Raw genomic sequence first — 13,236 nt, forward strand, 5'->3', positions numbered from 1 at the left:
AATTTATTCCTCCTTTCTCGATTCGATAAACGAAAGACTAAGCTGAATGATTTCCTCTAATCGTTTTTCCTGATGAGCTAAGTATAAATATCCAATGAGTGCCTCAAACGCCGTGCCATGACGATAGGTTTGAACATCGGTATTTTTTGGAATCGATCCTGATTTAGCATTACGCCCCCGCTTAATAACAGCCATTTCATATTCTGATAAAATTCCTAAATCAATTAACTGAAACAAAATACTAGATTGTGCTTTTGCCGAAACATATTTTGTTGCTTCTTTATGCAACTGATTTGGCTTAACCCTACCTGCTTGCAAGAGGTGATGCCTGACGTATTTTTCAAATACAGCATCACCCATATAAGCTAGCGCCAAACTATTTAACTGCTTTTCATCCACTTTTTGGTCGTAATGAAGCATCTCTTAGCCTCTTTTCCAACGCGTGCCCTGAGGTGTATCCTCTAAAATAATATTCATTTCTTTTAATTGGTCACGGATTTTGTCTGACAGTTGGAAGTCGCGATTTTTCCTCGCTTCGATTCTCTTTTGAATTAATGTTTCAATTTCCTCGTCAAGGAGTTCTTCGTTTTGGAGACCCAAACCTAATACATTAGCAAGTTCCTCTAGTTCCTTTAAGAAGGTGTCAATCACTTCGACTGAAGTATTTTTCTCCAATAGATAGTAATTAGCTTGTTTCGAAAGTTCAAATAACACCGATACAGCATTGGCCGTATTAAAATCATCATCCATTTCTACGATAAATTGTTCTCTTAAAGAGGCTATTTTATCTAGCCATTCTTGCTTATGCTCATTTAAATTGGCACTCATTTCACGGCGATGCTTTAGATTTTGATAGGATGTCTTGATCCGATCAAATGCCGCTGCTGTATTTTCCAATAATTCCTCACTATAGTTAATCGGGTTCCGATAGTGTACAGAAAGCATAAAAAACCGTAATACTTGTGGATCATGTTGTTTGATAATATCGTGAACTAGAACGAAATTCCCAAGCGATTTGGACATTTTTTCATTATCGATATTAATATACCCATTATGCATCCAATAACGAGCAAACTCTTTACCTGATAGCGCCTCAGACTGCGCGATTTCATTTTCATGGTGCGGGAATGTTAAATCCTGACCGCCTGCATGAATGTCAATCGTATCACCTAAATACTTTTTCGCCATCGCGGAGCATTCGATATGCCAACCTGGACGCCCTAACCCCCACGGACTTTCCCAAGAGATTTCCCCTTCTTTAGCCGCTTTCCAAAGGGCAAAATCTAGAGCATCTTGCTTTTTCTCCCCAACTTCAATCCGTGCACCAACTCGCAGTTCATCGATAGATTGGTGTGACAGTTTGCCGTAATGATCAAACTTTCTAGTGCGGAAATAGACATCCCCTTCGGACTCATAAGCAAAATCCTTTTCGATTAATTTTGCGATAAAGTCAATAATGATATCGATGCTTTCCATTACCCTTGGGTGTGCGTCTGCCTTTTTGCAACCTAATGCTGTAACGTCTTCAAAATAGGCATTGATGAAACGCTCAGCAATGGTTGGAACATCTGAGCCTAATTCATTTGCTGCGCGGATAAGTTTATCATCTACATCTGTAAAATTGGAAATGTATTTGATATCATAACCTCTAAACTCAAAGTATCTTCTTACAGTATCAAAGACAATGGCCGGTCTAGCGTTCCCTATATGAATATAGTTATAGACCGTTGGACCGCACACATACATTTTTACCTTGCCTTCTTCGAGTGGAATGAATTCTTCTTTCTTTCTTGTTAACGTATTGTAAATTTTAATCGCCATTGATTTTGCTCCTTCCTATCGTTACGTCCTTTAATTGGGTTTTAAGTAGGTCAATTTCTTGTTGTAGTTCCTTTAAACGGTCATTAATTGGGTCAGGCAGATCGCAATGATTTAAATCCTTTCCGATTCTAACTCCGTCCTGAATGACCACCTTACCTGGAATTCCTACCACTGTTGAATTGGGCGGAACATCCTTTAAAACGACGGAACCGGCACCTATTTTTGAATTTTCCCCTATGGTGATTGATCCTAAAACCTTAGCCCCGGTGGCAATTAAGGCATTGTCTTTAATGGTCGGATGCCGTTTTCCTTTTTCTTTTCCTGTTCCCCCTAAGGTCACTCCTTGAAAGACTGTGACATTGTCACCAATTTCACAGGTTTCGCCAATGACCACTCCCATTCCGTGGTCAATGAAGAAACGACGGCCAATTGTCGCCCCAGGATGAATTTCAATCCCGGTAAAGAACCGGCTAATTTGGGAGATAACCCGGGCGATAAAGAAGAATTTTTGCTTATAAAATTCATGGGCCAGTCGATGTGCCCAAATCGCATGTAAGCCTGAATACGTAAGGATGACTTCAAAATAAGTCCTGGCTGCCGGATCCTGCTCAAAGATTACATCGATGTCATCCTTAAGAGTTTTGAACATATTCGTGTTCCCTCCTTTTCGAATCAAAATAAAAAGCGCCCCTGTCTAAATAGACAGAGACGCATATATGCGCGGTTCCACTCTGATTAGATGACAAATGTCATCTCGCTTAAACCTTGTAACGGAAGGTTCCGCCCTTATTTACTGAAAAAAATGTTCAATAAGAGACTCAGAGGTGCATTTTCAAAAAACGAGGGGCTTAAACCACTTTCAGCCGGTGATGGTTCTCTCTTTTCAGCTTCATTTTTTTACTTTTCCTCTTCAACATTTTTAGCTTATAAAATTAATTTAATCTTACTATATTACATTTCCCTCAAAATGTTAACTACAATTGTCGTAAACGTGCAAGAACTTTTTCCTTACCGAGCAGGGAGATTGCTTCAGGCAAGTCTGGACCATGGGTTTGCCCAGTCACACTCGCACGGATTGGCATAAATAAATTTTTGCCCTTCTGGCCAGTTGATTTTTGAACAGCCTTCATCGCTGCTTTGATTTCTTCGGCAGTAAAACTCTCTAAGGCTTCAACCTCAGATGCAAATGCCTGAAGAACTTGTGGCACTTGTTCTCCCGCTAATACTTCCTTTGCATCTTCTTCGTAGTTTACTTCATTCTGGAAAAACAATTCCGTTAGCGGAACAATTTCAGCTCCGTAGCTCATTTTTTCCTGGAATAAAGTAATCAGTTGACGCGCCCATGTTTTTTGTTCTGCGGTTAATTCCTCAGAAAGGCGGCCGGCTTTAATTAAATGTGGCAAAGAAAGCTCCACTAAACGATCAACATCAATATTCTTTACATATTGGTTATTCATCCACGTTAACTTTTGCTTATCAAATAGCGCAGGTGATTTTGATAAACGACTCGCATCAAATAGCTCAATAAATTGCTCTTTCGCAAAGATTTCTTCTTCTCCTGCTGGTGACCAACCTAACAAAGCGATAAAGTTAAACAGTGCCTCAGGTAAGTAACCTAGTTCTTCGTATTGTTCAATAAACTGAATAATCGATTCATCCCGTTTACTCAACTTTTTACGGCTTTCATTAACGATTAGTGTCATGTGGCCGAATTCTGGAGCCTGCCAGCCCAATGCTTCGTAAACCATTAGCTGCTTCGGTGTATTGGAGATATGGTCATCTCCTCTTAAGACATGAGTAATCTTCATTAAGTAATCGTCAATCGCTACCGCGAAGTTATAGGTTGGAATGCCATCCTTTTTTATCATGACCCAATCGCCAATACCATTTGATTCAAAGGAAACTTGACCCTTTACCATATCATCAAAGGAATAGATTCTATCAGCCGGAACTTTAATACGAATGCTCGGGAGTCTTCCTTCCGCTTCTAATGCAGCTCGCTCATCAGCAGTTAGATGGCGACACTTTCCGGAATACTGAGGATTTTCCCCCTTAGCCAACTGCTCTTCCCGCTCCGCAGCTATTTCTTCTTCCGTACAATAGCATTTATATGCTTTTCCTTCTTCTAGCAGCTGCGTGTAATACTGCTGATAAATGTCATTGCGTTCTGATTGACGATATGGTCCATACTCTCCACCAACATCGACGCTCTCATCCCAATCGATACCTAACCAATTTAAGTATTTAAGCTGGCTTTGTTCGCCGCCTTCAATATTTCTTTTTTGATCAGTATCTTCAATACGAATAATAAATTTCCCACCCTTGTTCCGGGCAAATAAATAGTTAAATAGGGCCGTACGCGCGTTTCCTATATGTAAATGTCCAGTCGGACTTGGTGCATAACGAACACGAACTTCATTTGTCATGGACGTAAACCTCCAATAATTAATAAAAATAGCTAATTTATTCTATCACTAAACCTAAATTTTTTGTAGCAAAACTGCAACCTGAGCAGCAATTCCTTCCCCACGACCAGCAAAGCCTAGTTTTTCGGTAGTTGTTGCTTTTACATTTACTTGGTCAATCGACGCCTCAAGCAACCCGGCAATTCTTTCGCGCATTTGTGGAATATAAGGAGCCATTTTTGGTTTTTGAGCAATAATCGTACAGTCTGCATTTACAAGTGTATAACCCTTCTCTTTCACTATTTTCCAGACATGCTCCATTAATTTGGCTGAATCGGCATCCTTAAACTGCGGATCAGTATCAGGAAAATGACGACCAATATCGCCCTCCCCAATTGCCCCTAAACAAGCATCCGCGACCGTATGCAATAATACATCCGCATCCGAATGACCTAATAGACCAAGCTCATACGGAATGGTTATCCCTCCAATAATCAATGGTCGATCTTCCACAAGCTGATGAACATCAAAACCTTGTCCAATTCTAAACATTTTCCGTTCTCCTTTCCGAAAGAATAACCTTAGCAAAAGCTAAATCTTCTTTTGTCGTTAATTTGATATTGTTATAATCGCCTTCGACAACAGCGACCTTTTCCCCTAAATATTCTACCAAACTTGCATCGTCCGTGCCTAAATAATCAGTTTTAAGAGCATGTTGATGTGCTTTAACCAGTAAGGGAACGCGAAAAGCTTGTGGGGTTTGGGTTGCCCACAAGCTAGAACGCTCGACTGTTTCAATGACGATTCCGTTTTCAACTTTTTTAATCGTGTCTTTAACTGGGACTGCGACGACTGATGCCCCAAAAACATTGGCGGATTCCACTAATTTTGCAATTAATCCCGCAGTTAGAAATGGCCGAGCTGCATCATGAACTAGAACAATTCCTTCACTAGTTACTTGCTTTAGACCGTTATAAACACTGTGCTGGCGCTCGGCTCCACCGTACACCAAGCTTACTTTTCGGCCTACTCCATACCGGCTAATCAGTTGATTCATTTCCATCTCATCATCGGGATGAATAGAAAGAATGATTTTTTGACATCCTTCATCTTCGTCAAAAACCCTTAAGGTATGAATAAAGACAGGAATCCCCTCTAACTCAATAAATAGTTTATTCTTGCCGAAACCCATTCTTTTACCCATTCCTGCTGCGGGCAGAATGACTCCATATTTCATAACTAGACCCCTAACCCTATAACGCTTTTTCTAATAATTTTGGTTTGGCAAAAATCATTCTTCCGGCAGAAGTTTGTAAGACACTCGTGACCAGAACATCAATTCGCCTACCGATAAATTCTCGACCATCCTCTACAACAATCATGGTTCCATCATCCAAATAGGCTACACCTTGATGATATTCCTTTCCGTCCTTAATGACTTGGACGTTCATTTCCTCACCCGGTAAAACCACTGGTTTAACAGCATTTGCCAAGTCATTAATATTTAGAACACCAACGTTTTGTAATTCACAAACCTTATTTAAATTAAAATCATTTGTGACGACAATTCCATTTGTGAGCTTGGCTAATTTTACTAGCTTGCTATCCACTTCAGCAGTATCTTCAAAATCTAGTTCATGGATTTCTACCTTTACTGACAGTTCTTTTTGAATTCGATTTAAAATATCCAGTCCTCGCCTACCGCGGTTTCTTTTCAACGCATCTGATGAATCAGCAATATGCTGAAGTTCTTCTAAAACAAAGCGCGGAATCACAATGGTTCCCTCTAAAAATCCTGTTTGGCAGATATCTGCCACACGCCCATCAATAATGACGCTTGTATCAAGGATTTTATAGGGCGATAAAGTCTTCTTTTCTTGTTCTTCTTCGCTACTTTTCTTTTTAGCTTTATTTCCAAAGAGATTTAGAAATTCATCCCGCTTTTTAAAACCCACCTGAAAACCTAAATAACCAAAAAGTAAGGTCAAAAGGATAGGCGCAACGGTATTCACAACCGGTACTTGAATCGCATTTAAGGCAAAACCTATTAAAAAGGCAATAAACAATCCAAAAACAAGCCCAATGCTTCCGAATAATACATCCGCAATAGGAATTTTGAGTAATGACTCTTCAACCCATTTAACAAAGTTAATAACATAATCGATTGCCCAGAATGAAATAAAATAAAAAATAATAGCACCGAATAAGGCGGACATATACCCGTTATTGATAAGAGGAATGTGGTTTAAATTTAGTAGTTTTAACAAATCAGGGATTAAAAATATTCCCAAAGTACCTCCAATGATAAGGAAGCACGCTTGCACAACACGTTTTAACATTCCTTCACCTCCTTCTATTCATTATAAACAATTTCAATTCATTGAAACCTTATCAACCAACAATAATTTTACCTTTCTTTTGAAGCTATTAACCACCTAGAGTGGCTACTAATGCTTCCGCAACCGTAGAAACTCCAATTAATTCGATACCAACAGGAGCTTTCCAACCGCCAAGATTATTTTGAGGCAAAATCACTCTTTCAAACCCAAGCTTCGCAGCTTCTTGAACTCGTTGCTCTATTCTTGATACCCTTCTTACTTCACCTGTTAAACCAACCTCACCAATAATACAATCAGTTGTCTTTGTCTGTTTATCACGGAAACTTGAAGCAATACTTACAGCAACAGCCAAGTCAATCGCTGGCTCATCTAACTTAATCCCACCCGCAACTTTTAAATAAGCATCTTGATTTTGTAACAGCATACCAACTCGCTTTTCTAATACTGCCATTAATAGTGACACCCGGTTATGATCAATTCCTGTTGCCATTCTGCGCGGATTGCCAAAGCTAGTGGGGGAAATTAGCGCCTGTATCTCTACTAATACTGGCCTTGTTCCTTCCATTGAGGCAACGACCGTAGACCCTGCTGCTCCTTGGGAACGTTCCTCAAGGAATATTTCTGACGGATTAGCTACTTCCTCTAGACCAAATTCTTTCATTTCAAAAATACCCATTTCGTTTGTGGACCCAAATCGATTTTTTACTGCGCGTAAAATCCTAAAGGTGTGATGTCTTTCCCCTTCAAAATAGAGAACAGTGTCAACCATATGCTCTAAAAGGCGCGGTCCAGCAATTGATCCCTCTTTTGTCACATGACCGACAATAAAAATAGCGATGCCTTTTGTCTTAGCAATCCTCATTAATTCTGCCGTACATTCACGAACCTGCGAGACGCTACCGGGTGCTGAGGTAACATTGGGATGATACACAGTTTGAATCGAATCGATGATCACAAAATTAGGGCTCATTGATTCAATCGTATGGTGAATATCTTCTAGGTTTGTTTCTGAATAGACTAGTAAATTTTCAGAAATGACTCCTAGTCTGTCAGCGCGTAGCTTTGTTTGCCGCAGCGATTCTTCTCCGGAAATATAGAGAACACGGTTGCCACCTTTAGCAAGCTGAGAGGAAACTTGAAGTAAAAGCGTAGATTTCCCAATCCCTGGGTCTCCACCAATTAACACAAGCGAACCGCGTACGACACCACCACCGAGAACGCGATTCAACTCTTGTAAATCGGTTTGCACCCTTGGTTCATTTTCCGTTTCGATTGCCGTTATTGGCATGGCTTTTGAGACGTTTTTATCTTGGTCCGAATGTATGAATGCCCCTTTTCGTGCAGGGTGAGATCGTTCTATCTCTTCGACCATCCTATTCCATACTCCACATCCAGGACATTTCCCCATCCACTTAGCAGATTCATAACCACATTCCTGGCATATAAACTTTGTTTTCTGCTTAGCCATCTCTTTCTTCCTCTCTTTAAATTGCCATTTAATATCCATTTTTATGATTACTATTTTTTAATAATTTACCTTGTCCTGTTGAGGGACAGAGAAAGGATTTCAATTTCCATTCCAATCTAAATAAATAGGTACACGATTGTGTTTCGTGTACCTATCTTATCATCATTTTACCTCTTGTGCAGTTCTCACGACAAATTCGCCGTTTTCGACATCGATCATGACTTTATGGCCGGTCAAGACATTTCCTTTTAGCAATTCCTCTGACAAGCGGTCCTCGATATGTTTTTGAATGGCCCTTCTCAAAGGACGAGCACCGTACTCAGGGTCGTAGCCTTCTTCGGCAATTTTATCTTTTGCAGCATCGGTTAAACCAATATCAATATTTTGTTCTTTTAATCGTTTCACTAACTGATCCGCCATTAGTGTCACAATTTCTCTTAAATGCTTTTTCTCAAGAGCATGGAAGACAATAATCTCATCAATCCGGTTCAGGAATTCTGGACGGAACGCTTTTTTCAGCTCCTCCATGACCTTCCCTTTCATATCCTTATAATCCTGCTGTCCATCCTGAATATTAAAACCAACATATTTATTCTTTTTCAGGGACTCAGCACCAACGTTCGAGGTCATAATTAAAACGGTATTTCTAAAATCAACCGTTCTGCCTTTGGAATCTGTTAAACGGCCATCCTCCAATACTTGCAGGAGAATATTAAAGACATCAGGGTGGGCCTTTTCAATTTCATCTAATAGGATTACGGAATACGGTTTTCTTCTTACTTTTTCAGTTAATTGGCCACCTTCCTCATAACCGACATAACCCGGAGGGGAACCTACTAAACGCGAAGTTGAATGTTTCTCCATATACTCAGACATATCAATTCGAATCATGGCATCTTCATCACCAAACATGGCTTCCGCTAACGCACGCCCAAGCTCGGTTTTCCCTACTCCAGTTGGTCCTAAGAAAATAAACGAACCAATCGGGCGCTTAGGATCCTTTAATCCAGCCCGTGCACGTCTTACTGCCTTCGAAATCGCGACAACAGCTTCCTCTTGACCGATTAAGCGTGAATGAAGAATTTCCTCTAATTTTAACAGCTTAGCCGTTTCGGTTTGCGCTAATTTAGAGACAGGGATTCCTGTCCAACTGGATACTACATTTGCAATATCCTCTACCGTAACCTCATTATTTTCTTTACCTTGCTTTTCTTTCCAATTTTTCTTTGTTTCTTCAAGTTTTTCCCTTAGACGTTGTTCCGTATCTCTTAAGGAAGCCGCTTTTTCAAATTCCTGACTTTGAACGGACGCATCCTTTTCCTTGCGTACCTCTTCAAGCTTCAATTCTAGCTCCTTTAAGTTTGGTGGAGTTGTATAGGAACGAAGACGAACCTTTGAACCAGCTTCATCCATTAGGTCGATTGCCTTATCAGGTAAGAAACGGTCGGAGATATAACGATCAGAAAGTTTGACCGCTGCTTCAATTGCTTCATCGGTAATCGATACACGATGATGTGCCTCGTAACGGTCACGCAATCCATATAAAATTTGAATAGATTCCTCTTGGGTTGGCTCGTCGACACGAATTGGCTGGAATCGTCTTTCTAGTGCGGCATCCTTTTCAATATATTTGCGATATTCATCAAGGGTGGTCGCACCAATACATTGCAACTCACCACGCGCTAATGATGGTTTTAAGATGTTAGAGGCATCGATTGCACCCTCTGCACCACCCGCACCAATTAACGTATGAAGCTCATCTATAAATAAAATAATATTGCCTGCCTGGCGAATTTCATCCATTACCTTCTTTAAGCGATCTTCAAATTCACCTCGGTATTTGGTACCGGCAACAACTGTACCCATATCAAGAGTCATCACTCGTTTATCTCGTAAAATTTCCGGAACTTCATTATTGACGATTTGCTGCGCTAAGCCTTCCGCAATAGCTGTTTTCCCAACCCCAGGTTCACCAATAAGGACAGGATTATTTTTGGTACGACGGCTTAATACCTCGATTACACGTTGAATTTCTTTACTGCGCCCAATTACCGGATCAAGGCTTCCTTCACGCGCAATCGCAGTTAAATCACGGGCCAAACTATCAAGCGTAGGTGTGTTGGCATTCGCTGCTGCTCCACCTTGATGACCACCTGATTCATTGCTACCTAAAAGTTGCAACACTTGTTGACGCGCTTTATTCAGGCTGACACCGAGGTTATTTAACACCCGGGCAGCAACACCTTCACCTTCGCGGATTAACCCTAATAAAATATGCTCTGTACCCACATAGGAATGACCAAGCTTTCGTGCCTCATCCATCGATAGCTCAATCACCTTTTTGGCCCTAGGAGTATAATGAACCGTTTGTGAAGTATCCTGGCCCTTGCCTATCAGATTTTCCACTTCTTTTTGAATTTTATCTGAACCAAGACCTAAGGCATTTAAGGCCTTTGCTGCAATGCCATCACCTTCACGAATTAAGCCAAGTAAGATATGTTCAGTACCGATATTATTATGTCCTAATCTGATCGCTTCCTCCTGCGCCAACGCCAAAACCTTTTGGGCCCTTTCTGTAAAACGTCCAAACATCATTGTCCATTCCTCCTATCGGGGTATCATTTCTCTAATTGAAGCCGCTCTCTTATTAATGTTGCTCTTCTTATATCTCGTTCATTTGGCCGGAGTACACCGCCGGCAAATTGTTGGAGAAATCCAGGTTGAGTAACGATCATTAATTCATTCAAAATGTTTTTTGAAATGTCTTCAATATAGCCCATATCAATGCCTAGGCGTACATCTGACAAGCATCTTGCCGCTTCCTTGGACTCAATAATCCGACAATTTGATAAAACACCTAGTGAACGGAAAACCCTGTCTTCTAATTGTATGTTCGAAGTTTTCGCTAATGCTTCGCGAGCATTTCTTTCCTGTGAAATTAATTGACTAACAACACTAATTAAATCCGTGACGATATCCTCTTCCGACTTACCTAAAGTAATTTGATTGGAGATTTGAAAAATATTCCCGAGGGCTTCACTGCCTTCTCCGTAAATTCCTCTTACCACAAGCCCAAGCTGGTTGATGGCCGGAATAATTCGATTCATTTGTTGCGTTAAAATAAGTCCAGGCAAATGCATCATGACAGAAGCCCTTAAACCAGTCCCTACATTTGTAGGACAACTTGTGAGATATCCATGCTGCTCATCAAAAGCGTACACGACATATTCTTCTAAAGAGTCATCAATTCCATTGGCCAATTCCAATGCTTCCATGAGCTGAAGACCTGGGAAAATGCATTGAATTCGAATATGATCCTCTTCGTTAATCATAACGCTGACCTCTTCATTTTCAGAAAGTAGCACAGCCCCATTGGAAGAGTCTTCAGCTAAATTCGGACTAATCAAATGTTTTTCAACTAATACCCGTTTTTGCAAGTTTTGTAACTCATTCATTCTCAGCATTTCAAGGGGTATCGACATTTTGTTATCTTGAATTACTTTTTCAAGAATATTAATAATTAACGCACTTTCCTCATTGGAAGCTAAGGTCGGGAATCGATAATCTTGCAAATTCCTTGCCAATCGAATCCGGGAGCTTAATACAATGTCCGAATTGGGGCCATCCTCATTGACCCATGAACTAATCGCTTGATTTAGAAAGCGTTCTAGAGACATATTCATACCCCTCCTTCCAGCTCATGGTTAAGCAATCTTTCCATTGAACGGATTTCGTCACGAATAATCGCAGCACTTTCAAACTCTTCTCTTGAGATTAATTCTTTTAAGCGCATTTTTTTCGTTTCTAACTCTTTACGAAGACGGATGTTCCCGCCTACCTTTTTAGGGATTTTCCCATTATGGCTCCAGTTTCCACTATGAAGCCTTCTAAAAACTGGTTTAAGCTGGCTATTAAAAGCTTGGTAACAATTCGAACAACCAAATCTACCTACCTTTACAAATTGCGGAAATGTCATATGACATTGTTGGCACTGAAGAATCTCATTTTGTCCGAAAGCATCCTGTTTCGGTTTAATAAATTCATGTTCAACATTTAAGAGACCTGCTAACAGATTATGAATTGGAAAACCAGATGTACCATTCATCATAAACATCTCGCCCTTTTCATGGGCACATTTTTCACAAAGATGAATCTCTGTTTTTTCCCCATTCATGATTTTGGTAAAATGTAGAGTGGCTGGTCGTTGGTTACATTCTTGACAAATCATATTTTGTCACCCTCTTGTCTCTATTTATATTTTAATGAGGTCAGCATTGCCCTTAGCATTCTTGCTCGCAATTCATCCCTAAAGGGGAGTTCAATATATAAAACAGATCTATCGATAACGCTTGTCATAATTTTTGCTTCACGATGATTGATGACCTCTTCTTCAACAAGACGTATGATCACATCTTCAGCACTGCTTTGACTGATACGGCTTTTAAAAAGGGATAGCAACTCTTCAATTAATTGAGCATGGTCGTCGGTTTGTACCTTCATAATCCGAATATAACCGCCTCCGCCCCGTTTACTTTCTACAATGTATCCTCGTTCAATCGTAAATCGTGTATTTATCACATAATTAATTTGCGATGGGACGCATTGGAACTTATCGGCTATTTCACTTCGCTTAATTTCAACTAAGTCAGAATCGCTAATATCTAAGACCTGCTTTAAGTAACTTTCAATGATATCAGAGATATTCCTCATTCAAACACCTCCTAATCTGACTTTGACTAACTTTGACTTTATTATAACGAAATCATTTTTAAGAATCAACTTACAGTAAACCATTTTCTCCAAAAATGGGCGTACTGAAACGTTGGAGGGATGAAAAATGCCTTATGAAAGGAGCGACCCTATTATGATGTAAATTATTTGGTTAAAGAGAAGGGAAGTATCGAGAATCTTATTGAGGCATTGATTACTAAACTTCATGGCGGCGTATCGGGTAGAATAGATGCTAATTATGACCGGAGATCACCGTTTAGGAATTTATTAGGGGCTTACTTTCATACTCCGGGTCCGCAAAATCTCAAAATAAGGTTGTTTTAGACTTAATAGAGGAACGTATGTCCGGGGGAAAATAGCCTAAAAGCAATATTTTTGATGAAAATACAAAAAAACAACCCTTCCGGGTTGTTTTCGATTTGCCTGGCGACGTCCTACTCTCACAGGAGGAATCCTCCAACTACCATCGGCG

The 13,236-nt window shown here is 40.2% G+C and carries 12 protein-coding genes and 1 other annotated feature; all 12 genes read right to left on the bottom strand.

Annotation, left to right across the window (positions count from 1 at the left end):
• Nucleotides 1-3 precede the first annotated feature (3 nt).
• The gene (locus tag ACX9YW_RS20085; protein ID WP_460349857.1) at nt 4-420 is read right to left on the bottom strand and encodes a Mini-ribonuclease 3; all 417 of its coding nucleotides are present in this window, start codon (nt 418-420) and stop codon (nt 4-6) included.
• 3 nt (nt 421-423) lie between these two features.
• A complete protein-coding gene (cysS, locus tag ACX9YW_RS20090) occupies nt 424-1,821 on the bottom strand; it encodes a cysteine--tRNA ligase (RefSeq protein ID WP_460349860.1) in 1,398 nt (465 codons plus the stop codon).
• A complete protein-coding gene (gene cysE / locus ACX9YW_RS20095; RefSeq protein WP_460349862.1) occupies nt 1,811-2,470 on the bottom strand; it encodes a serine O-acetyltransferase in 660 nt (219 codons plus the stop codon). The genes cysS and cysE overlap by 11 nt, the downstream gene beginning before the upstream one ends.
• A 52-nt stretch (nt 2,471-2,522) precedes the next feature.
• Nucleotides 2,523-2,744, bottom strand: a binding site (T-box leader).
• Nucleotides 2,745-2,795: 51 nt separating this feature from the next.
• On the bottom strand, nt 2,796-4,247 hold the full coding sequence (gene gltX, locus ACX9YW_RS20100; protein ID WP_460349864.1) for a glutamate--tRNA ligase: 1,452 nt from the start codon (nt 4,245-4,247) through the stop codon (nt 2,796-2,798).
• 54 nt (nt 4,248-4,301) lie between these two features.
• Nucleotides 4,302-4,778, bottom strand: coding sequence for a 2-C-methyl-D-erythritol 2,4-cyclodiphosphate synthase (gene ispF / locus ACX9YW_RS20105; protein ID WP_460349866.1), 477 nt, complete (start codon nt 4,776-4,778; stop codon nt 4,302-4,304).
• A complete protein-coding gene (gene ispD, locus ACX9YW_RS20110) occupies nt 4,771-5,463 on the bottom strand; it encodes a 2-C-methyl-D-erythritol 4-phosphate cytidylyltransferase (RefSeq protein ID WP_460349868.1) in 693 nt (230 codons plus the stop codon). The genes ispF and ispD overlap by 8 nt, the downstream gene beginning before the upstream one ends.
• Before the next feature lie 16 nt (nt 5,464-5,479).
• A complete protein-coding gene (locus tag ACX9YW_RS20115) occupies nt 5,480-6,565 on the bottom strand; it encodes a PIN/TRAM domain-containing protein (RefSeq protein ID WP_460349871.1) in 1,086 nt (361 codons plus the stop codon).
• A gap of 88 nt (nt 6,566-6,653) precedes the next feature.
• On the bottom strand, nt 6,654-8,033 hold the full coding sequence (gene radA / locus ACX9YW_RS20120; protein WP_460349873.1) for a DNA repair protein RadA: 1,380 nt from the start codon (nt 8,031-8,033) through the stop codon (nt 6,654-6,656).
• A 162-nt stretch (nt 8,034-8,195) separates the two neighbouring features.
• The gene (clpC, locus tag ACX9YW_RS20125) at nt 8,196-10,628 is read right to left on the bottom strand and encodes an ATP-dependent protease ATP-binding subunit ClpC (protein WP_460349875.1); all 2,433 of its coding nucleotides are present in this window, start codon (nt 10,626-10,628) and stop codon (nt 8,196-8,198) included.
• Between the two features lie 23 nt (nt 10,629-10,651).
• On the bottom strand, nt 10,652-11,710 hold the full coding sequence (gene mcsB / locus ACX9YW_RS20130) for a protein-arginine kinase McsB (RefSeq protein ID WP_460349877.1): 1,059 nt from the start codon (nt 11,708-11,710) through the stop codon (nt 10,652-10,654).
• A 2-nt stretch (nt 11,711-11,712) separates the two neighbouring features.
• Complete coding sequence (gene mcsA / locus ACX9YW_RS20135) at nt 11,713-12,261, bottom strand: protein-arginine kinase activator protein McsA (RefSeq protein WP_460349879.1); 549 nt, start codon at nt 12,259-12,261, stop codon at nt 11,713-11,715.
• A gap of 20 nt (nt 12,262-12,281) precedes the next feature.
• On the bottom strand, nt 12,282-12,743 hold the full coding sequence (locus ACX9YW_RS20140) for a CtsR family transcriptional regulator (RefSeq protein WP_460349882.1): 462 nt from the start codon (nt 12,741-12,743) through the stop codon (nt 12,282-12,284).
• Nucleotides 12,744-13,236: the final 493 nt, after the last annotated feature.

Source organism: Pseudoneobacillus rhizolycopersici, assembly GCF_054786815.1.

What these genes read in the sequence shown, in the direction of transcription:
- cysS (WP_460349860.1), bottom strand. Translation starts at nt 1,821, where the DNA reads ATGGCGATTAAAATTTACAATACGTTAACAAGAAAGAAAGAAGAATTC.
- clpC (WP_460349875.1), bottom strand. Translation starts at nt 10,628, where the DNA reads ATGATGTTTGGACGTTTTACAGAAAGGGCCCAAAAGGTTTTGGCGTTG.
- radA (WP_460349873.1), bottom strand. Translation starts at nt 8,033, where the DNA reads ATGGCTAAGCAGAAAACAAAGTTTATATGCCAGGAATGTGGTTATGAA.
- ACX9YW_RS20140 (WP_460349882.1), bottom strand. Translation starts at nt 12,743, where the DNA reads ATGAGGAATATCTCTGATATCATTGAAAGTTACTTAAAGCAGGTCTTA.
- ACX9YW_RS20115 (WP_460349871.1), bottom strand. Translation starts at nt 6,565, where the DNA reads ATGTTAAAACGTGTTGTGCAAGCGTGCTTCCTTATCATTGGAGGTACT.
- ACX9YW_RS20085 (WP_460349857.1), bottom strand. Translation starts at nt 420, where the DNA reads ATGCTTCATTACGACCAAAAAGTGGATGAAAAGCAGTTAAATAGTTTG.
- mcsB (WP_460349877.1), bottom strand. Translation starts at nt 11,710, where the DNA reads ATGTCTCTAGAACGCTTTCTAAATCAAGCGATTAGTTCATGGGTCAAT.
- cysE (WP_460349862.1), bottom strand. Translation starts at nt 2,470, where the DNA reads ATGTTCAAAACTCTTAAGGATGACATCGATGTAATCTTTGAGCAGGAT.
- ispD (WP_460349868.1), bottom strand. Translation starts at nt 5,463, where the DNA reads ATGAAATATGGAGTCATTCTGCCCGCAGCAGGAATGGGTAAAAGAATG.
- ispF (WP_460349866.1), bottom strand. Translation starts at nt 4,778, where the DNA reads ATGTTTAGAATTGGACAAGGTTTTGATGTTCATCAGCTTGTGGAAGAT.
- gltX (WP_460349864.1), bottom strand. Translation starts at nt 4,247, where the DNA reads ATGACAAATGAAGTTCGTGTTCGTTATGCACCAAGTCCGACTGGACAT.
- mcsA (WP_460349879.1), bottom strand. Translation starts at nt 12,261, where the DNA reads ATGATTTGTCAAGAATGTAACCAACGACCAGCCACTCTACATTTTACC.